Source organism: Trichococcus pasteurii, from assembly GCF_900112935.1.
Classification (GTDB): Bacteria; Bacillota; Bacilli; order Lactobacillales; family Aerococcaceae; genus Trichococcus; species Trichococcus pasteurii.
The window spans coordinates 334,870-356,044 of record NZ_FONM01000001.1; the positions used below are offsets into that span (position 1 = coordinate 334,870).

General features: G+C 44.1%; 19 protein-coding genes and 1 other annotated feature. Of the genes, 16 read left to right on the top strand and 3 right to left on the bottom strand.

The annotated features are described in order from the left end of the window. Positions 1 to 5: 5 nt before the first annotated feature. Positions 6 to 1,439 carry a bifunctional metallophosphatase/5'-nucleotidase gene (locus BM184_RS01645; RefSeq protein WP_086942268.1) on the bottom strand — a complete coding sequence of 478 codons (1,434 nt, stop codon included), beginning with the start codon at positions 1,437 to 1,439 and terminating at the stop codon, positions 6 to 8. A 248-nt stretch (positions 1,440 to 1,687) separates the two neighbouring features. Here BM184_RS01645 and BM184_RS01650 point away from each other — a divergent pair, with 248 nt between their 5' ends. Next, on the top strand, positions 1,688 to 2,584 hold the full coding sequence (locus BM184_RS01650; RefSeq protein ID WP_177208499.1) for an AEC family transporter: 897 nt from the start codon (positions 1,688 to 1,690) through the stop codon (positions 2,582 to 2,584). 87 nt (positions 2,585 to 2,671) lie between these two features. Here the strand turns inward: BM184_RS01650 and BM184_RS01655 are convergent, their stop codons facing one another. Continuing rightward, a complete protein-coding gene (locus tag BM184_RS01655) occupies positions 2,672 to 3,169 on the bottom strand; it encodes an ECF transporter S component (protein ID WP_086942270.1) in 498 nt (165 codons plus the stop codon). A gap of 170 nt (positions 3,170 to 3,339) precedes the next feature. Here BM184_RS01655 and BM184_RS01660 point away from each other — a divergent pair, with 170 nt between their 5' ends. From BM184_RS01660 to BM184_RS01695, 8 genes are all read left to right on the top strand, one after another. Beyond that, on the top strand, positions 3,340 to 4,203 hold the full coding sequence (locus tag BM184_RS01660; protein WP_086942271.1) for a pyridoxamine kinase: 864 nt from the start codon (positions 3,340 to 3,342) through the stop codon (positions 4,201 to 4,203). 41 nt (positions 4,204 to 4,244) lie between these two features. Continuing rightward, a complete protein-coding gene (locus BM184_RS01665) occupies positions 4,245 to 5,162 on the top strand; it encodes a ketopantoate reductase family protein (protein ID WP_086942272.1) in 918 nt (305 codons plus the stop codon). 158 nt (positions 5,163 to 5,320) lie between these two features. Beyond that, positions 5,321 to 7,129, top strand: a complete 1,809-nt coding sequence (gene pepF, locus BM184_RS01670; RefSeq protein ID WP_086942273.1) for an oligoendopeptidase F — start codon at positions 5,321 to 5,323, stop codon at positions 7,127 to 7,129. Positions 7,130 to 7,142: 13 nt separating this feature from the next. Then, a complete protein-coding gene (locus BM184_RS01675; RefSeq protein ID WP_086942274.1) occupies positions 7,143 to 7,346 on the top strand; it encodes a YwbE family protein in 204 nt (67 codons plus the stop codon). 141 nt (positions 7,347 to 7,487) lie between these two features. After that, positions 7,488 to 7,718, top strand: a binding site (T-box leader). 80 nt (positions 7,719 to 7,798) lie between these two features. Further along, positions 7,799 to 8,449, top strand: a complete 651-nt coding sequence (locus BM184_RS01680; protein WP_086942275.1) for an amino acid ABC transporter permease — start codon at positions 7,799 to 7,801, stop codon at positions 8,447 to 8,449. Next, on the top strand, positions 8,442 to 9,164 hold the full coding sequence (locus BM184_RS01685; protein ID WP_086942276.1) for an amino acid ABC transporter ATP-binding protein: 723 nt from the start codon (positions 8,442 to 8,444) through the stop codon (positions 9,162 to 9,164). Before BM184_RS01680 ends, BM184_RS01685 begins: the two co-directional genes overlap by 8 nt. 28 nt (positions 9,165 to 9,192) lie before the next feature. Next, positions 9,193 to 10,044 carry a transporter substrate-binding domain-containing protein gene (locus BM184_RS01690; protein ID WP_177208500.1) on the top strand — a complete coding sequence of 284 codons (852 nt, stop codon included), beginning with the start codon at positions 9,193 to 9,195 and terminating at the stop codon, positions 10,042 to 10,044. 89 nt (positions 10,045 to 10,133) lie between these two features. Beyond that, positions 10,134 to 10,970 carry a transporter substrate-binding domain-containing protein gene (locus BM184_RS01695; protein ID WP_086942278.1) on the top strand — a complete coding sequence of 279 codons (837 nt, stop codon included), beginning with the start codon at positions 10,134 to 10,136 and terminating at the stop codon, positions 10,968 to 10,970. A gap of 449 nt (positions 10,971 to 11,419) precedes the next feature. On the opposite strand, the gene BM184_RS01700 is transcribed toward BM184_RS01695, so the two are convergent. Continuing rightward, positions 11,420 to 12,400 (bottom strand): hypothetical protein, encoded by a 981-nt coding sequence (locus BM184_RS01700; RefSeq protein WP_086942279.1) that lies wholly within the window; start codon positions 12,398 to 12,400, stop codon positions 11,420 to 11,422. A 634-nt stretch (positions 12,401 to 13,034) separates the two neighbouring features. Here BM184_RS01700 and cas3 point away from each other — a divergent pair. From cas3 to cas2, 7 genes are read left to right on the top strand one after another with little or no spacing between them, the layout of a single operon-like run. Beyond that, positions 13,035 to 15,515 (top strand): CRISPR-associated helicase Cas3', encoded by a 2,481-nt coding sequence (cas3, locus tag BM184_RS01705; RefSeq protein WP_177208501.1) that lies wholly within the window; start codon positions 13,035 to 13,037, stop codon positions 15,513 to 15,515. Between the two features lie 20 nt (positions 15,516 to 15,535). Beyond that, positions 15,536 to 16,291: a type I-C CRISPR-associated protein Cas5c gene (gene cas5c / locus BM184_RS01710; RefSeq protein WP_086942281.1), complete on the top strand. Its 756-nt coding sequence runs from the start codon at positions 15,536 to 15,538 to the stop codon at positions 16,289 to 16,291. A gap of 5 nt (positions 16,292 to 16,296) precedes the next feature. Then, positions 16,297 to 18,234, top strand: a complete 1,938-nt coding sequence (gene cas8c / locus BM184_RS01715; RefSeq protein WP_086942282.1) for a type I-C CRISPR-associated protein Cas8c/Csd1 — start codon at positions 16,297 to 16,299, stop codon at positions 18,232 to 18,234. After that, positions 18,221 to 19,069, top strand: coding sequence for a type I-C CRISPR-associated protein Cas7/Csd2 (cas7c, locus tag BM184_RS01720; RefSeq protein ID WP_086942283.1), 849 nt, complete (start codon positions 18,221 to 18,223; stop codon positions 19,067 to 19,069). The genes cas8c and cas7c overlap by 14 nt, the downstream gene beginning before the upstream one ends. Beyond that, positions 19,059 to 19,730, top strand: coding sequence for a CRISPR-associated protein Cas4 (gene cas4 / locus BM184_RS01725; protein WP_086942284.1), 672 nt, complete (start codon positions 19,059 to 19,061; stop codon positions 19,728 to 19,730). Before cas7c ends, cas4 begins: the two co-directional genes overlap by 11 nt. Further along, entirely contained in the window at positions 19,727 to 20,752 is a 1,026-nt protein-coding gene (gene cas1c / locus BM184_RS01730) for a type I-C CRISPR-associated endonuclease Cas1c (RefSeq protein ID WP_086942285.1), read from the top strand. Before cas4 ends, cas1c begins: the two co-directional genes overlap by 4 nt. Before the next feature lie 14 nt (positions 20,753 to 20,766). Continuing rightward, positions 20,767 to 21,060 (top strand): CRISPR-associated endonuclease Cas2, encoded by a 294-nt coding sequence (gene cas2 / locus BM184_RS01735; protein WP_086942286.1) that lies wholly within the window; start codon positions 20,767 to 20,769, stop codon positions 21,058 to 21,060. Positions 21,061 to 21,175 lie beyond the last annotated feature (115 nt).

A 21,175-nucleotide genomic window follows, 5' to 3' on the forward strand; every position in this document is an offset into this window, starting at 1 on the left:
GGGAGTCAGACAATATGATAGGTTCCGCGCAGGTCTTTTTCATAAGGCCCCATCTCAGCCAGATAATCCATCATCGCTTCGACTGCATGCTTTTCCAGATTCTTGTGTTCTTTTCCGAATTTCTTCGGAACGCCCTGATTCGTCACGTAGCTGACGGTATACTCTTTATCCGGGATGACTTCTTCGCCGCCGATGAAGAGCTTCTGGACACGGGTGCCTTTCGGATTCTCAAGTTTCAGGTAAGCGTGCAAGCCCATCGCCCGTTTCAGGTAGCCGCCCATCTGATCAAATGGGTCCGCTGCATAGGTGCTCTCGAGGTTTTCTTCCAGCAGAGCGACTATTTCCGAACCTGTCAGGACAGCGGTGGAAATCGGCGGATCCATCGGGATGATCTGGTACAATTCCCTCAGCGTCACAGGGCCTTTCAGGATCGGAACCCCGTAGCGCCAGCCGTTGGAAAAGGCCAGATCCGTTTTCGTGTGGTACAGGATGGCATCCAAGAGAAAATTATCCATTGTTGTTTCAACGCTCCAGCCGCGGTGCAGCACTTTTTTGGTTTCGCCGACTTGGCGACCCAATTTTTCGCGGTAAGGGGCCAAGGCTTCTTCGACCAATACTTTCATTTCAGCGTCTTCCGGGATGTCCTGCGTAACCGGAATAAGTTGATGTTCGATGTTTTGGATTGCGCCGTCTTCAAGGGTCAGTTCGAGCGCGCCGAGGAAAGAGCCGTGCGAACCGGATTGGATGACTGCCGTTTCGCCGACCTGGACGATGTGTTCCTGACGGTTATGGGTGTGGCCGCTCAGGCAGATCGCCACTCCCTCGACTTCGCTCATCAGTTTCAGATCCTGCGGAAAACCGAGATGGGACAAAACGATGATCAGGTCGACTGACTTTTCCTTCAGTTCCGCCACATAGCCGGGCAGCTCCGACCGGCCTGAAGTGAAGGAGAGGCCTTCGCTGAAATGGGGCGGCATCGTTTTGTCGATGATGTTGGAGGCAATGCCGATCACGCCGATGGAAAGCTCACCGACGGACAGGATTTTGTAAGGTTCGAACGTCAAATCGCCGCTTTCCTTTTCATAGGCATTGATTGCAAGAATCGGGTAATCCAATTGCTTTCCGATTTGTTTCAGATTTTCCGGACCAAAACCGGTGTCCCAGTGGAACGTCATGGCATCGAAGCCGACTTCGTTCAGCACCGGCAGCATATGCCAACCTTTCGTAGCGACCGCTTCATAAGTACCGTGGATCGTGTCGCCGTTATCGAAAACGAGTGTCGGATTTTTGCTGCGGAAATCTTTGATCAGGCTTTGGATGCGGGCATAGCCGCCTGCTTTGCGGAACGCCAAAGTTTCCTTTTCGTAGAACAGTTCGTTGTGCAGCTCCAAGTAGCTGTGGGTGTCGTTGATCTGAAGGATCGTCAATTTTTCTTGCATAGGGATCCACCTTTCCGGATGAAATGTGACAGTCGTGTTCATTATATTGCTGCTTCTATTCTAGCATTCTGTCCGCCAAATCCGGACCGATATGCTCTGCTTCCGGGTCTGTAATGGCTATCCAAAATCAGAAAACTGAACTGAAAGCTGTAGGAACAGGCCGGAACTGTGTTAGAATTTGGATATATAGAAATGGATGGGACAGGGGAGGCGTTCGGGTTTTGGATGTTAGGGTTGTATTTGGTAGGATGATCATGCTGGTTTTGATCATGTTTGTGGGCTATCTCGCGACGGTCATGAAGGTTTTCGACAAGCACGCGAACGCCAATTTTGCGGCATTGATTACCTACGTCACGGTGCCGGCGCTCGTCATTGCTTCCGTTGAGGGCGCAGGAGAAGTGGGCACGAAATCGGACACACTCTTCGTCTTGCTGACCGCGACGCTGATGTATCTTTTCACGGTCGGACTGGCCAAGTTCAGTCCCAAACTGTTCCGCGCGGACGAAGAAACGGAAGGGACCATCGCGTTCCTGACCATCTTCACGAACAACGGCTTCATGGGATTGCCGGTCGTGCAAGCCATTTTCGGAACCGGCGCGCTGTTTTATGCGTCACTGTACGGCATTCCCAACAACCTGCTGATCTACTCTTTGGGCGTCTTCCTGATTGCGAAAGGCTCCAAAAAGTCGCGGGCGAACTGGAAAGCGATCCTGTTGAATCCGGGTAATATCGCTTCATTGTTCGCGGTTTTCGTTTTCCTGTTCGACATCAAATTGCCGACGTTGGTGATGGATACAGCCACCAGTATCGGAAACATTACATCCCCGTTGGCGATGATCATCATCGGCGCGTCTTTGGCGGACATCGATATCCTCGGCGCCTTCAAAGAATGGAAAATCTATCTGTTTGCGTTCTACCGCATGATCGTGATTCCGCTTTTCCTTTGGTGGGCTTTGAAGGGCATCCTGACGAACCCGACCATGCTGGGGATCCTCGTCATCATCGCGGCCATGCCCGGCCCTGCGATGGCTGTCGCATTGTCGATGCAGTACGGAGGCAATACGGCCTTCTCAACACGCTATGTTTTCATTTCGACGCTGCTTTCGGTGTTCACAATCCCGTTTTTGGCTGCTCTGCTATTTTGAAAGGCATGCATGTTAAAAGAACGCCCACTCCGCGAACCGTGCGGAGTGGGCGTTCTTTTCGGATTTCATCGCTTGCGCGCACATTCGTCATTTCAATTTCTTCGTGATGTAAGGGTTCAACCAACGGTACAACAACGTGGACAAGAACGCTCCTACGAGACCTTGCGCGATGTTCAGCGGGAATGAAGCGATCGCGGCACCGAAGCCGAAAAGGATCGTGTCCCCGATGGCGTATCCGATTGCCATCCAGATACCGGCGATCACTGTGGCAACCAACGGCTTCTTGTGATCCATTTTCTGGAACAACCAGCCGGCAAAGAATCCTTCCAAGCCTTTCACGACAAAGGTGATTGGCGCATAGAAGGCATAACCGGCGAACAGGTCGGCCAGCATGCTGCCGAGTGAGCCGACGAAGAAGCCTGCGCTGCCGCCGAAGGACAGTCCGGCCAACAGGAGCACCATGTCTCCTAAGTTGACGTAGCCGTAAGGAATCGGGATGCGGAACAATAGGGTCATGACGACAGTAAGCGCCATAAACAAGGCCAAAACAACCAATCTGTAAGTACTGCTTTTTTCAGTTTTCATGCGACTCGCCTCCAAGCATTATTTTTAATTATAGCCTTTATGCCCAAGTTTGCACTCTTTTTCTCATCGTTTTCATAATTAGTTTCAAAATGATGGAAAAATGAGGAAATCCAATGAAAAGATGATAGAATGGGAATAATTGAGTTTCAAAAGTAAAGGGGTGCAAGCATTTGAGTCAACCGAGAGTACTGATTATCCAAGATATTTCCGCCAGTTGCCGCATTTCGATGAACGTGGCGGTTCCTGTAGTGAGCTGCCTGGACAATTGGGTGAGCATCCTGCCGACAGCGCTGTTGTCCACCCATACGGGGAAAGAATTTGAAGGCTATACCTTTTTGGATCTGACCCAGGAAATGGGCGGCATCCTGCAGCATTGGCAATCATTGGGCATCGAATTCGACGGCATCCTGATCGGATATTTGGGTTCGCGCCAGCAGATTGATATCGTTCGGGGGATCATCCAGACTTTTGCAGCCGAGGATGCCCATATTGTTCTCGATCCGGCAATGGGTGATCAAGGCGTGCTCTATCCGGGCTTCACGCTGGAATATGTGGATGAGATGGCGGCGCTCTGCAATGAAGCGACAGTGATTACGCCGAACGTGACGGAAGCCTGCTTTTTGACGAAACGCCCTATGTTGAAGAAGCCATACAAGGAAGCTGAGGTTGCGGAATTGTTGGCTGATTTGCGGGTGCTGAATCCGAAAAGTGTCATCCTGACAGGGGTTGCCCTGGAAATGGAAACGATAGGAGCCGTCTGCGTCAGCCAAAACGAACCTGAAGCCCATTATGCCTTCGCGAAACATTTTCCCGGCCATTATGACGGCGCGGGCGATCTGTTCACGAGCGTCATCGCGGGGTTGCTTTTCCAGGATCTGCCGCTGACCGTAGCCACCGAAACGGCCGTCCACTACAACAGCAGAGTGATCGAGCGCACGCTGAAAAGCGGCCGCGAACTGCACTATGGCGTCCAATTCGAGACGGATTTGCCGTATCTTATCGATCAGTTGCGCAAATACAAACCGGTTGAATAGATGAAATTATACAAGAATCTTTCGGAAAGAGGCGTGATTAAATGAAAATAGAAACTGTCGCGATCGTCGGATTGGGTGCCCTGGGGATTCTCTACGGTCACCATTTCACGAAAGCCATCGGAAAGGATCGCGTGCGCATCGTCGTCAACAAAGAGCGGATGGCGCGCTATCAGGAACAAGGCATTTCCTTCAACGGAGAGCCATGCGATTTCCAATACGTCGACGAAACGGAAGCCAGTCTGGAACCTGCAGACCTTGTCATTTTGGCCGTAAAAGGAACCCAATTGGACGAAGCAATCGAAACCGCCCGCCATCAGGTCGGTCCGGATACGACCATCATTTCGGTCCTGAACGGGATCTCCAGCGAAGAAGTCATCGGGGCGGCTTTCGGCGGCGAGAAGGTCGTCCACTGCGTAGCCCAAGGGATGGACGCGTTGCGCATCGGCAATGATGTGAAGTCTGTCCACATCGGTGAATTGCGGATCGGTATCGACGCTCCGGAAAAACAGGATCGTTTGGATGCGGTGACAGCTTTCTTCGAAGAAACGGCCTTGCCGCATGTAGTCGAAGCGGATATCCTGCACCGCATATGGGCGAAATTCATGCTGAATGTCGGCGTGAACCAAGTGCTGATGGTGAAGGAAGGCACATTCCGCGACATCCACAAAGAGGGACCAAACCGCGAGCTGATGATCGCCGCCATGCGCGAAGTCTTGCCGATCGCCCAGAAGGAAGGCGTCAACCTGACGGAAACCGACCTGGAGAATGATTTGGCGATCATCGACAGACTGACGCCGCGGGGGATGCCGTCGATGCGCCAGGATGGGATCGCAAAACGTCCTTCCGAGGTCGAACTCTTTTCAGGCACCATACTGAAAAAAGCGAAAAAATACGGATTGCCTGCGCCAACGAACCAGTACCTCTATGACCAGGTCCAAGCCATCGAAGCAACTTACTGAGAGAACGGATTACCAGCCTTCGCGGGCGAAGGCATCAAGCCCTCGCTAGCGGGGGCTTTTGCATTGGTGCCATCCGACACCGGCAGCATTTTTTTGTTATAATGGAAACAATCATTCGAGATTCGTCAAAAAGCACGAGTAAAAGGAGCAAAAAAATCATGACACAAGAACAACTGAAAACCCGCGCGGAGATTCCGGAGGCATTGACTTGGGACGTGACCGCCCTCTATAAAACAAGAGCAGACTTCGAGGCAGCATTGACTGGTCTCAAGGCAGCAACAGCAACCTTCACTGCGACCTACGAAGGCAAACTCACGGATGTCGAAACGATCCTTGCCGCGATGAAGGAATATGAAAAGCTCATCGAAACCGCCACATTGGCAGATCACTATGCGATGATGCCGGAAGCGACCGACCTGACCGATCCTGACAACGTCGAACTGTCCCGCCAAACAGCCAATGCGATGGCGGACATCAGCGCCCAGCTGACCTTTTTTGAATCGGAACTGATCGGCTGCAACACCGCTGTCCTCGATCAGGTCGTTTCGGAAGAAGCGCGTTTCGCTTCCTATATCCGCCACATCAAGAAAAACAAAAAGATCCAGTTGGCGCCTGAAGTCGAAAAGGCCTTGGCTCAGCTGGCTCCGACGTTGGATGCGCCGAGTGCCATCTATGAACAGGCCCGCCTTGGCGATATGGACTTCGGCACCTTCTCGGTCGATGGGAAGGAATATCCGCTGAGCTTCGTGCTTTACGAAGATTACTACATGTACCATGACGACACGGCTGTCCGTCGCGCGGCTTTCGATAAGTTCTCGGCTGTCCTCAGCGATTACGAGAACGTGGTCGCAACGGCCTACTACACCCAGCTGCAGAAGGAAAAGACGCTGGCGACAATGCGCGGTTTTGATTCCGTGATCGACTATCTGCTCTATGGGCAGGAAGTGACGCGCGATCTTTATAACCGCCAAATCGACACGATCATGAGCGATCTAGCCCCGGTGATGCAGAAATACATCACCCACCTGAAGGAAATCCGCGGACTGGACAAGATGACTTATGCCGACTTGAAGATCGCGCTGGATCCGGAATATTCGCCGGAAGTATCGATCGAGGAATCGCAGACGATGGTCGAGGATGCCATAGCGGTTTTGGGCCAGGATTATACCGACCGGATCATGAAGGCCTATCCAGAGCGTTGGATCGATTTTGCCCAGAACATCGGCAAATCGACCGGCGGATTCTGCACGAGCCCGTACGGCACGCACCCTTACATCCTGATGTCATGGGCGAACCAACTTTCCGATGTGTATACGCTGATCCATGAATTGGGACATGCCGGGCAGATGATCCTTTCGAACGAAAACAACAGCATCCTCGGAGCGGAGCCATCGTTGTATCTGATCGAAGGACCATCCACCTTCAATGAACTGCTGTTGACGGAATCATTGGCGCGCAAGAGCACGGATGCGCGCATGCAGCGCTTCGCTTTGACGAAGATGCTATCCGACACTTATTTCCACAATTTCGTCACGCACCTGCTTGAGGCGGCCTATCAAAGGGAAGTCTACAACTTGATTGACGCGGGCAAGAGCTTCGATGCCGGCAAATTGAGCGAAATCAAACGGAGCGTGCTGGAGCGATTCTGGGGTGATGCTGTGGAAATCAACGCCGGAGCGGAGCTGACATGGATGCGCCAGATCCATTACTACATGGGGCTGTATTCCTACACCTATTCGGCCGGATTGACGATTGCGACTCAGGCTTTCCTGCGCGTCAAAGCAGAAGGGGAATCGGCTGTCGAAAAATGGTTGGCATTCCTTGCGCTCGGAGACCAATTGGAAGCTGCCGAAGCTGCAGCTTTGGCAGGCGTGGACATCAAAACGGATCAGGCGCTGCACGATACGATCCACTATTTGGACGAAGCAGTCGATCAAATCATCACACTAAGCAAAGAGCTTGCTTAAGAAAGAGGAAACTATGGACGGAAAACTCAGAAAAAACATCAAAATTGGCGCTTTGGTCGATATCGTCTTGAAGAAAGACCAACGCACAGGGAAACTGACAAGAGGGCATGTGAAACGGCTTTTGACGAATAGCCCCAACCATCCGCACGGCATCAAAGTCATGTTGGTTGAAGGCGACCAAGTCGGGCGCGTGCAACAAATTGTGGATGAGTCATAAAAAGGGAGCGAAAATGAGAAAAAACTCGACTGACCGCTACTTTTCTCAGAAAAAGGAATCATATGAAAATCCGATGATAGTTTTTTTGTTGACAGTTCTTTTCAAATCTTATATTATGATTTCATACCACAACTGAATAAAACAAAGTCAGTGATGAAGAGAGTAGATTTGAATATTTTCTCCAGCGAGCCGGGACAGAGTGGAAGCCCAGCAGTGAAATATCAGATTGAAGCGCACTTCGGATGACGAAAAGGTGAATTTTCAGTAGCCTTTTACGCACTTTATGCGTTAATATAATCGAGGTGGATTTGTTGTTTCGCAGCAGATCAACTAGAGTGGTACCGCGGAATCAAACATTGACCCGTCTCTTGTAGCAATACAAGGGGCGGTTTTTTAGTACCCGGATAACGGGTGTTGTATCAATAATTATTTAAAAAGGGGATTATACACAAATGGATTTATCATTTCTAGAGACCTATCTGCCGGTCTACTATCAAGGTGCAGGCTATACGATCGGCCTTTCGATCAGCGCAATCGTACTGGGCGTCATATTGGGGACGGGATTGGCATTGATGAGGATGTCGCCGAACAAAATCCTCAGCTGGATTGCCTATGGCTACATCCAAATCGTGCGCGGCACACCGCTGATGGTGCAATTATTCATCATTTATTACGGCCTTTACGTCATCAACATCGAGTTGCCTGACTTCCTTTCTGGAGTCATCGCCGTATCCTTGAACTCAGCAGCCTACATTGCCGAAATCATCCGTTCCGGTATCCAAGCTGTGGACAAAGGCCAGATGGAAGCTGCCCGCTCGATTGGGATGAGCAAAGCGATGGCCATGCAAAAAATCATCTATCCGCAGGCAATCAAGAATATTTTGCCTGCTTTGGGTAATGAGTTCGTCACCCTGATCAAGGAAACATCGATCGTTTCCGTTTTGGGCTTGCGCGACCTGATGTTCGCCGCCAATACGGTCCGCGGTGCGACTTTCCTGCCGTTCGCGCCACTGGTGGTCGCTGCCGTGATGTATTTCATCATGACTTCGATCGTCTCCAAATTAGTGGACATTCTAGAAAAGAGGTTGAAACAAAGTGATTAAGACAGAAAAACTGACGAAGTCCTACGGCGACAAACAGGTCCTGAAAGGCATCGATGAACAAATCAACTCTGGAGAAGTGGTCGTTATCATCGGACCATCCGGATCGGGTAAAAGCACGTTTCTGCGTTGTATGAATTTGCTGGAGGAACCGACTTCCGGCAAAGTGATCTTCGAAGGCCAGGAAATCAACAAAAAGGGTGTGAACATCGATTCCATCCGCACGAAAATGGGCATGGTATTCCAAAGCTTCAATCTTTTCCCGCATCTGACGGTATTGGACAACATCATGATCGGACCGCAACAGGTCAAGAAAGTACCAAAGGACAAAGCCGAAGCGATTGCCAGAAAATTGTTGGCGCGCATGGGCATGTCCGAAAAGGCCGATGTTTATCCGCAATCATTATCGGGTGGACAGAAACAACGGATCGCAATCGCACGGGCCTTGGCGATGGAGCCGGACATGATGCTCTTCGACGAACCGACATCCGCGCTCGATCCGGAAATGGTCGGCGAAGTGCTGCAGGTAATGAAAGACCTTGCTTTGGAAGGCATGACGATGGTAGTCGTGACGCACGAAATGGGATTCGCGAAAGAAGTCGGCGACCGCATCCTGTTCATGGATGAAGGCCAAGTGATGGAGCAAGGCACACCGGATGAGATTTTTAATCATCCAAAAAATGAGCGGACAAAGGATTTCTTATCGAAAGTCCTATAAAAACAAAAACATATTTGGAGGGGTTAGGATGAAAAAAGGATTATTGAAATTAGCTTTGGGTGCAATGAGCATTCTTGCTTTGGCGGCATGCGGCAATACAAGCGAAACAGCGGACAGCTCCGCAACGGATTCAGCAGCAACAACAACGACAGATAAATTGCAGGAAATCAAGGACAGCGGCAAATTGGTGATGGGTACATCTGCGGATTATCCTCCATACGAGTGGCATCTTGTGAAAGACGGTAAAGATACAGTAGTCGGCTTTGATATCGATATCGCACAAGCAATCGCTGATGAATTGGGCGTTGAGTTGGAAGTCAAAGACATGGACTTCGACGGTCTGATCCCGGCCCTGACGACAGGCAAGATCGACATGATCATCGCCGGCATGAACCCTACTGAAGAAAGAAAACAAAGCGTCGACTTCACTGACATCTACTACACACAAAAAGACGTATTGGTGATCAGATCAGCAGACGCTGCAACCATCACATCTGAAGATGCATTGAAGACTGCTGCATTGGCAACACAAAAAGCGACAATCCAAGAAGATTACCTGCTGGAAAACTTCCCGGATGCTGAAATCCAATCCGTACCGAAATGGAACACAGCCATCATGTCTTTGACAACCGGAAAAGTGGACGCTGTCTTGATGGTTGAAACGGTTGCGAAACAATTCGTTTCCCAAAATCCTGATTTGATGATCGCCGAATTCGACGTAAACAGCGAATTGAACCAATCTGCAATCGCAGTCGCTAAAAATGGCGGAGATTTCCTTGAAACAGTCAACGGCATTTTGACTGAAATGCAGGAAAGCGGAAAAATCGAAGAATTGATCCAAGTCAATACACAATTGATGGAAGACAACACAGCAGAATAAAAACGCAACAAACCAATAAAAGTGCAAGGATGCTCTGAAAAGGGCATCCTTTTTTTAAAGGCAATTGAAGGAATCTGGAGGAATCACGATTGAAAAAAGGGTTTATGAAAATGGTTTTGGGAGCGGTGAGCCTCTTGGCATTGGCGGCATGCGGAAACACGAACGGGATCGGGAACAGCGTTGCGACGGACGGAAGCAGCGCCCTTCAGGAAATCAAGGACAGCGGCAAATTGGTCGTCGGAACCTGTGCCGATTATCCCCCGTATGAATGGCATCTGGTGCAGGACGGGGAAGACAAAATCATCGGCTTCGATATCGCCATCGCCCAAGCCATCGCGGATGAACTGGGGGTCGAGCTGGAGGTCCAGGACATGGATTTCGACGGCCTGATCCCTGCCTTGTCCGCAGGCGAGGTCGATATGGTCATCGCCGGCATGAACCCTACGGAAGAAAGAAAAGAGAGCGTCGATTTCACGGACATTTATTATACTCAAAAGGATGCACTGGTGATCAAGTCGGAGGATGCGAAGGATATCCGGTCTGAGGATGATTTGAAGAAGGCCAGCCTGGCGACGCAAACGGCGACGATCCAAGAAACGTACCTGCTGGAAAACTTCCCGGATGCGGAAATCCAGTCCGTGCCGAAATGGAACACGGCCATCTTGAATTTGGTGACCGGCAAAGCGGATGCCGTATTGATGGTTGAGACCGTTGCGAGGCGATACGTCGAAGAGAACGAAGGCCTTGAACTCGCCGATTTCGACGTCGCCAGCACGCCGAACGAATCCGCCATCGCTGTCGCGAAAGACAGCTATGATTTTCTGGATGCGGTGAATGACATCCTTGATGAAATGGAAGACAGCGGCAAAATCGAGGAATTGATGCGCACGAATATTGAGATTATGGATGAGAATACCGGGGAATAGTTAAATACATGTATAATGGGCCATCTCGATTTTCGAGGTGGCCCTTTGTCTGGCGTTTCAGCATATTGCGAGGTGAAAACCCGAGAGATAGTCGAAGTGTCGGTTGATTTGGATCGGTTGCATCGCGAACAACCGAGAGATAGTCGAAGTGTCGGGTGTTCCGGATCGATTGCATCGCGAACAACCGAGAGATAGTCGAAGTGTCGGGTGTTCCGGATCTATTGCATCGCGAACAGCCGAGAGATAGTCGAAGTGTCGGGTGTTCCGGATCGATAGCATTGTGAACAGCCGAGAGATTCCGCAACTGTCGACTGTTCAGCGATTGCAACCGTCACAAAACCCGACACCAATCTATTTTAGGCACAAAATAAGAATGGGACCGGTTCATTTAACGCAATGAACAGACCCCATTCTTTTATTTGTAGACTTTTTTGATAGTTTCCGATATCTTACTTTTTCTTTCTAAGATCCATGTAACCGTTGTAGACAGTCGCGAAGATCCCGAAGAGGATACCGACGATCGGGAAAATGATCCAAGCGGTCGCCCACATGCCGTAAACAAACCCGGCGATCAGATAGACTGCGGCCGCCAGCGGAAAGACGACACCCGCAACGATACCGACCACTTTGTTCTTCTCGGCCTTATCCTTCGCGAACTCACCGATCGACAGCAGTTTCTCGTACGTTTCGTCCTGGATGCCATAAAAGATAAACAGGAAGACACCGATCGCGATGAAGCTGAGCAGAAACACAAGCGACAGACCATTCTCTTCCCCGAGCAGGACGACGGAAAGCAGCATCGAGACGGGCGCCAGGATGCAGAGCGCGACCCCGATTGCGACAGCGACCGCCAGCCGCGGCCGGAAATTTTTGTGTTCAGCTTTCAGCCTGGCGTAGGTTGCGGTATCGAGCTGGACCCGTTTCTCCTCTAGCTCAAATTGCTGCTCCTTCATGCCATAAAGGATGAACAGCGCGACGCCGGCTGCTATAAAGAGGAACAGCGGTACAATCGTCAGGATATCCAACAATTCACTCGTGCGGCCTCCCCTGAAACCGGTGAGGTATTGGCCAAGGAACAGGCTGGCCGGCCCCATGATGCACAAGAAAACACCGGTCGCCATCGCCCAAGCGAAGTGGTGGCGATGATTGATGTATTCGTCGACTTGTTCGGGAGAAAGGAAGACCTCGTTTTCAGGGGTTGCTGCAGGTGCAGCCGAAGCGGATGCTGTGGACGATGAGGTGAAGTCATCGATGTTTCCGTGAGCTGCTATGGCGCCGCTGATTGCCTCGTGCTCGCTTTTGCCTTCAGCTTTCAGTTGTTGGTACTTATCCTGCATTTTCGTTAGCATGGCGTTCTTTTGCTCTGATACTTCGGGAGTGGTTGGTAACTGTGCGAAGACGGAATCTACATAATTGCTGATCGTATCCATAGTTTTTTCTCTCCATTCCTGAGGATGATTCTGATTTGAAAGTCGTTGTGAGTGCCCCATGTGGACTGTACATAATTAAACCTGATGATTGCTTTTATATCAACTAAAGTGTAGCACTTTTAGATGGGGCGGGGAAATGATATGAGCGGAATTAAGAAGTGGAAATGATGGAGAAAAGTGATGAAAATGATTTGATTATCAAACTATATAGATGTATGCTTTATAGTATGGAAATCACTGAGCGGTGGTGTTTATGACGGAAAGAGACTCAAAAGGAAACAATGATAAAAAGACTCAAAACGACTAAACCCAAAAATTGGAGATTAACAAATTGAGGAGACTCATGAAATAGTAAATTGCTGAGCTTAGGACAATTGACTCTGAAAAATTAGTATTACAGAACAAAAAAATAGCCCGTGCAGAACATGAAAATTCTGCACGGGCACTTATATCTATTAAGATATAGAAATAATTTCAATCCACGCATACGCGACAATGTAATATTACATGATAGGTAAAGGAAATTCAAATTTTTTATTTGTTAGGGATTTTCATTATAAAGATTCTATTTATATATATTAATTATTGCAATTAGAAAATGAGTATGCTATATTACCATCAAGAGGTGACAATCATGATAATTGCACATAGAGAATCAAATACAGATGGGAAAAAACAATCGTTATCAGAGCATCTATTCTCCGTTGCTGAATATTGTGAAGAGACAGGTGCTCATATTGAATTATCCAACTTTATGTATTTAGTAGGGATACTGCATGATCTTGGTAAGGCGGATCGTCGTTTTCAGCATTATATCAACAATGGAACAAAAGACCGGGTGAACCATTCTTCGGCAGGTGGGAAATACCTTGTTAATGTTTTAGGGAAAAGTCCAATTAAAAGATCTCAGAAGGTAATGAACGAAATTATCCAGTACATAGTTTTTTCACATCATGGTTTGTTTGATGTGGTAAATTTTGAATGCGATTACATTATGGAGAGACGGATAACATACGATAAAACTGAAGAGTATCATTTTGAAGAGGACGTCATACCATTCGTGAATCAATTGAAGGAAGATATATTCAAGCAAAAAGGGAAAACTTTGGAGGACTTTTATTCTGATGCTTTAATGGAATTTGAGGCAATAGATAGTAAAATACTTAAATTATGCAATCAGAAAAATAAAAAATTACTAAAGAACGCCTATGCGTACTATTTACACTGCATTGTTCGGTTGGGATTATCAATATTAAAAGAGGGTGATATTTACGACTCTGCGAATGTATTTGAAGACGATAGAACTAAGAAGATAGATGAAACTGAAAAGGAGGATTTTTTCAAAAGAAGCCTACAAGAAGTTGAAAATATCGCACGGCAATTTAGTGAATCTGAAAATCCGAGTGAGCTTAATAAAAATCGTGTGTTTCTTTCGGAACAGCTTCGTGTTGCCGGCATACAAAATAATTATGGCATATACAAACTGGAAATGCCAACCGGATCTGGCAAAACTCATGCTTCTTTGCGCTATGCTATAAACAACGCTTGTTCGCACAATAAAAAACGCATTTTTTACATAACTGCCTTTCTATCTGTTCTCGAACAAAATGCTGCGGTTATAAAAAAAACATTATCTGATTCAGATTATATTTTGGAGCATCATTCCAACATCATAAGCGAAAGAGACACTAATTCAGATGAGGAATCCTCAACTTTAGATTATCGACAAAAACAGTATTTGATTGATTCATGGAACAGCCCAGTGGTACTAACAACAATGGTTCAGTTTTTTCAAACGATGTTTAAAGATAAGAGCAGTAATATTCGACGGTTCCATCAATTCATTGATGGCATAATTATTATTGATGAGGTCCAAAGTTTGCCAGTTAATGTGCTCTATCATTTCAATCTGATGATGAACTTTATGAGTACTATCATGAAGACCAATATTGTTTTGTGTACTGCCACTCAACCTACCTTAGATTATTCGGAACTAGACTATCCAATAGAATATACTCAGAATTCTAATTTCAACGCTGATTTGGCAATTCTTGATGAAACAATGAAAAAGAGTTTTGCCAGAGTAGATGCGTATAATTTAATAGGGAAAAATCAGCAGACATTGAATACAAGTGAACTCATATATAAGATAAACTATGATTTAAGCAACTATAAAAGTGTCTTGATAATCCTGAATACAAAAAAAGCTGTTCTAACCTTATACGAAGAATTAAAAAAAGTTAGTAAGTCTAAGATATTCTATTTAACCACTAATTTATGTGCGGCACATAGGATTAAAATTATTAATGAAATTAAGGATTACACTGAAAAGATTACTCTTAAAGAAGTGACCGATCCTGAAAAAATTATCGTGGTCAGCACTCAATTAGTTGAATCTGGTGTGGATTTTGACTTTAATGTTGTCTACCGTTCCTTAAGCGGAGTGGATTCTTTGATTCAGGCAGCCGGTCGCTGTAATCGAAACGGTAAATTATCTCGTGGTTTATTTAAAATTTTTAAATACGAAGAAGAAAATTTGAAGAGTCTAAAAGAAATTGAAGAAGCAAGGAATGCAAGCTTATATGCCATGAATCAATTGAACATTACGGATAACGACCAAATATTCCATTTAGAGGAATTACAGGAATTGTATTATGAAAAACATTATGCAAATCAGACCTCGTTAATGGGTTACAACACGAATGGAACTAACTTGATAGAATTATTAGGATACAACAAAGAAGCCCGGGATAGTTGCAATGAACTGAATAATTCTTTGTTTATAGCGCAATCTTTTTTGACAGCTGGTAAAAGTTTTGATCTGATTAAACAAGAAACCGTCACAGTCATAGTTCCTTATTTCTTTTCAGATACCCATAGCGACGTATTGGATTACATAGAAGAACTACATGAATCAATACAAAAATATGAATTCAATAATGTGAAAAAAGTTTTAAAAAAATTGCAACCGTATACAATACAGGTGTATGATATAGGTAAAATGAAAGATTACGTTGAAGAGTTAATGGATGGCTCGATAAATATTTTGTTGAAGGAATATTACGATGAAAAAATTGGATTAAACATAAGTGCATTGCAATTGCTTTTACCGTAAAGAAAAGGAAGGAGTAAAAAATGGATAGACAATTTAAGTCGAAACCTTTTTATTATCGCTTGACAGGAGAATATGCTTTATTTACGGATCCGGTCACAAAAGGGGGAGGAGAGAAATTTACCTATCCAATCCCTACATATCAGGCTATGAAAGGAATTACAGAGGGTATTTATTGGAAGCCAACACTGCTTTTTTTTATCGATGAATTGAAAGTGATGAATCCAATCCAGACTGAAACGATGGGTATGCGGCCGATAATTACGACCGGAAACGGAGGCAATGATCTTAGTTACTATACGTATCTCACAAAAGTTGAATACTTGGTGAAATTTCATTTTGAATGGAATCTTAATCGTCCTGATTTGAAGAACGATAGACAAGAGATAAAGCATCAACAAATATTGTTGCGTTCACTAGACAGAGGTGGACGACGGGATGTTTTTATTGGGACTAGGGAATGCATTGGAGCGGTAGAAAGAATAAGCGCGACTGACTATCAAGATGCAGTCCCTTACTATCATGACAAATCTATTAATTTTGGGATTATGTTTCATTCATTTTCTTATCCAGGAGAATCATATGATGAATCTTCAGCTGGAAAATTAGTATCCAACTTTTCAGCTATTCAGATGCATGAAGGTGTGATTACATTCGGGCGACCTGAGGAGTGCGTAATTCGTCAAGAACTCAGAGATTATTCTATCAAAAATTTTACGCTTGATGGAATAACATCAGTAGATGAGGAATACGAAAAATGTAAAATGGAGGAGGTGTAGATAAATTGAATGTATTTACTGCTTTATATAAAACTTATCTGAGTTGTGAAGAGAGCGATTTGGTTGATGATGTGGATAATTTAAATAATAGTGCAGTATTGCTACCGATATTTCATACTAACAAACGCTCTAATAACGGAAAAGATATCATTGAAATAACACTAAGCGAAGAGGGAGACTTTTTAAGGGCGAACTACCTTGAAAAAAATGAAATTATCATTTTCCCCGTAACGGAAGCTTCTGTTGCAAGGGCAAATGATAAGGCACCACATCCTCTGTGTGATGAATTATCCTATATCACTAGCGCTTTTTCACAAGAAAAATTTGATGCGTACATTTCGAATCTTGAAAAATGGGTAAACTTTAATGATGGAGACAATGGAAATATCGTATTGAACAGTATATGGAAATATCTGAAACAAGATACCCTCTTAAGCGACATAATACTCTATCTTTATCCTCGTTCAGCATATAAAATCGATGCTAATAAAATTATGGTATCGGCTGATGATAGTAATTTCACTCTATCCTCGAAAGATTTTATTACATTTTGCATTGAAACAAAGTCAAAAAGAAACCGGAAAGTTTCAAAGGATAAGGAATTACATAAAAACTATATCAGCTTTGTTGAAAGTGAATTAGACAAATTACCAAAAGAGATATGTGATATTAGTGGGCTACAAACCTATTGTACTAAAAAACACCGCGGCCTTATGGGGAATGCGAAATTAATTTCAGTTAGTAACCACATTGAGACGTATTATGGTCGATTCGAGGATGGTTCTTCTGTTACCAAAGTGGGATATGTCACCTCTCAGAAAATTCATAATATGTTGAAGTATCTACTGGAAAATAAAAGTACCAGTCACATGCTGGATGCTAGTTCTAGGGTCGTAACTTGGCCGAGTGTAGATTTGCAGGACTATGATTATGATTTTATGGGTGAACAAACATTTTCACAGGCTCAAGTTGAGGATGATTCGTTATCTTTTTGGGATGACACGGAAGAATATACGATAACTTCTAACAAAGCGCAGATTGTAAATGATCATATCCGTGGGGAAATGCTGAGTACACATTCTGCTTTATACCAAGACTTTGATAGCTTACGTTTCTATGTACTAATTATTGATAAAGTTAGTAATGGAAGAATATCCGTCAAATATTTCAGGGAAATATTTATGGGGGATTTGACCACTCGCGTCAGCAACTGGTATGCAACAACAAATTGGCAGTATGGTTATGGGAAATATCTAAAAGTAAAGACACCTTCATTGTCTCAAATTGCCAATGTTACATATGGACATTTTAATAAAGATTCAAAACGCATTGAAATGTATGATGATGCCTTGCGGAAAAAAACTGTGGAGCGATTGCTGCCATCTATAGTGGATGGGAAAAAAATATCGATGGATATTGTGAATAAGACAATGAATAATCTATCGAAACGCATTGCTTACAAAGAAGGATGGGATACGCTGTTAAACACTGCATGTTCTGTATTAAAAAAATATAAATGGGATTACAAACGGGAGGAAGTGACAAGTAAGTTGGACGAGATGAATAATAGTAGGGATTACTTGTATGGTAGGTTACTGGCTGTAATTGAACTAATCGAAACGACTGCAACAAGTAGTGATAAAATTACTAACGCTGAAAAACTTTGGGCGACATATATGCAGTCACCTCAAAAAACGTACGGAATACTTATCAAGAGAATCAGACCTTACCTGGATCGATTGAAAAAAAACAATAAATATTATTATTACTATGATGCTTTGCTGTCAGAAGTGACTAATGCAATCAATGAGTTAAATTTAAGCAGTGGACAACAAAATTCAAGATTGAACGAAGATTTTATTTTCGGTTACTACGCTCAAAAAAAACAAACTTATACAAAAAAAATGAATCAAGGGGAGGAAAATAATCATGACGAAGTTTGAAAAAAAGGTTGATTTTATTGTAACAGTACAAGTTGTGGACGCTAATCCTAATGGGGACCCATTAAATGGAAATTATCCCAGAACCGACTTAGAGGGCCTAGGAGTAATGAGTGATGTCAGTATTAAAAGGAAAATTCGCAATCGCATGCAGGATATGGGATATAATATTTTTGTAAAGTCTAATGATCGTATTGACGATGGATTCCGTTCTCTTCAAAAAAGATATCAAAATTTATTTTCACCTAAAGACATTGATGATGAAATCTATAAACGAGCATGCGATGAATGGCTCGACGTAAGAAGTTTCGGACAGGTTATTACATTCGACAAAAAATCGATTGGCATACGTGGTCCAGTATCAATCAGCATGGCCAAAAGTCTCTCTCCTGTAAATATTACTTCAATGCAAATCACTCGTAGCACAAACGGAATGGAGGCAGAGGGAAGATCTTCAGATACCATGGGAACAAAACCATTTGTGGAGTACGGAGTATACTTAATTAAAGGAAGCATAAATGCTTATTTTGCAGAAAAAACCGGCTTTTCGAATGAAGATGTTGATATACTTAAGGAAAGTCTTCGTACTCTTTTTGTAAACGATTCTTCTTCTGCAAGACCTGAAGGGAGCATGGATGTGAAAGAGATATACTGGTTCACACATCCTTCTAAGTTAGGTGTGATATCAAGTTCTAAAGTGTTTGATATGTTAACTTATAAGCAATTGGATTCGTTTGACGTTCATTCTTATGAAGACTATCAAATCCATTTGGATGAAAAGAAAATTGAGGAAGCAGGATTGCTGGGTCTTAAGTTTGAACATATGTATGGTCTATGATAGCGATGATTTTCTGATGCTGTCAGGGATACAGCATTTTTACTTTTGCAAACGGCAGTGGTGCTTAATACACATTGAACAGCAATGGAGCGAAAACAGATGGACGATGGAAGGACAATTGCTTCATACGAAAGCGGATAATCCGTATGTAAAGGAAAAAAGGAAAGACCGATTTTTTTCTAGAGCCATGCCGGTTGCCTCATCCCTGTTAGGTTTGAGTGGTGTGTTAGATGTTGTAGAATTTACAAAAGATGACATAAATGGAATTTCGGTACCTGGTAAGAGGGGGAAATGGTCTCCTGTAATCGTAGAATTTAAGCGGGGAAAACAAAAAAAAGATTTACGTGATATCGTCCAACTGGTGGCGGAAGTTATTTGCTTGGAGGAAAAGTTAAATATAAAAATTCCAAAATCCTATCTGTACTATAATCAAACAAATAAGAAGATAGAAGTGGACATTACTGAAGAGCTGAGAAATTTAGTTTTTCACCTATCGAATGAAATGCATCATCTTTATGAACAGAATATCACTACACCCGCAGAAATATCAAAAAATTGCAAAGAATGCTCTCTTGTTGATATTTGTATGCCTAGAATAACTAAGAAAAAAGTAAGCATAGCAAATTATATGTCGCAGCGATTGGATGAGGATTTGACATGAGAAAACTGTTAAATACGCTATACATAACAAATGAAGAATACTATCTTGCTCGTGACGGCGAGAATATAATTATCAAAGAAGATGGTAAGACCATTCGGAGATTCCCAATACATATACTTGAAGGTATCGTATGTTTTAATTACGTCGGAGCAAGTCCTGGTGTTGTAAAATTATGCAATGAAAACAATATTTCAATTACCTTTTTAACTCCTAATGGTAGATTTTGCGGGAAGTTTATTGGTGTTACAAATGGGAACGTTCTTTTAAGACGGACGCAATATCGGATATCGGATGATGATCGCTCTTTGATGATTGCCAAGCGGTGCATTGAAGCTAAGTTAATTAACAGCAGGAAGGTATATTTAAGACTACTGAGAGATCACCCAGATAAAATTGATTCCCAGAAGATCCAAAAGGTAACAGATTACTTATATAACCAAATCCAAGTTGTGAATGATATTAGAGAAAAAGAGAGTTTAAGAGGTGTCGAGGGTGATGCTGCTAGGATTTACTTTCAACAATTCGATTCTTTAATATTGAGTCAGCAAGAGGATTTCAAATTTGTTATGAGAAGTAAGCGACCTCCTATGAATAGGGTCAATGCTATGTTATCCTTTTTATATAGCATGCTTACGTACGAGGTTCAAGCAGCCTTAGAAACTATAGGGTTAGATAGTTACGTAGGTTTTTTCCATACTGATAGACCAGGAAGGGCAAGTCTAGCTTTAGATATGATAGAAGAATTGAGGGCATACATGGTTGATCGCTTGGTATTGACTATGATTAATCGTAATCAAATATCAAAGAGTGATTTTGAAGTGAAAGAAAATGATGCAGTCCTTTTAAACGAAAAAGGAAGAGAGAAAATATTAACCGAATGGCAAAAAAGGAAACAAATCGAAATTACACATCCTTTCATAAAAGAGACGATTCCGATTGGACTAATTCCTTATGTTCAAGCACAACTGTTGTCAAGACATATTCGTGGTGATCTGGATGAATATCCACCGTTTATCTCATAGAGGTGATGATTCTGATGATGGTATTAATAACGTATGATGTAAATACTGAAGATCCATCTGGAAGGAAGAGATTGAGAAAAGTTGCAAAAACGTGTATCAACTATGGTCAGAGAGTTCAGAATTCGGTTTTTGAATGCACGATTGATCCAGCTCAATTTGTTAAAGTAAAATCACAATTGGACGGCATAATTGATCATCAAAAAGATTCACTTCGATTCTACTTACTTGGAAAAAATTGGATAAGTAGAGTAGAAACTATGGGGAGAGATGGGGCATATAATCCCGAATCGGATGTTTTCTTATTGTAGCGAACCTGTGTTGAGCATAAAAAGTCGGGTCAGTCGCGCTAAAAAAGGATTATTTATCTGGATAATATACAAAATATCTTCACTATTTCGCTTATGTAGTGTAGATATTGGATAG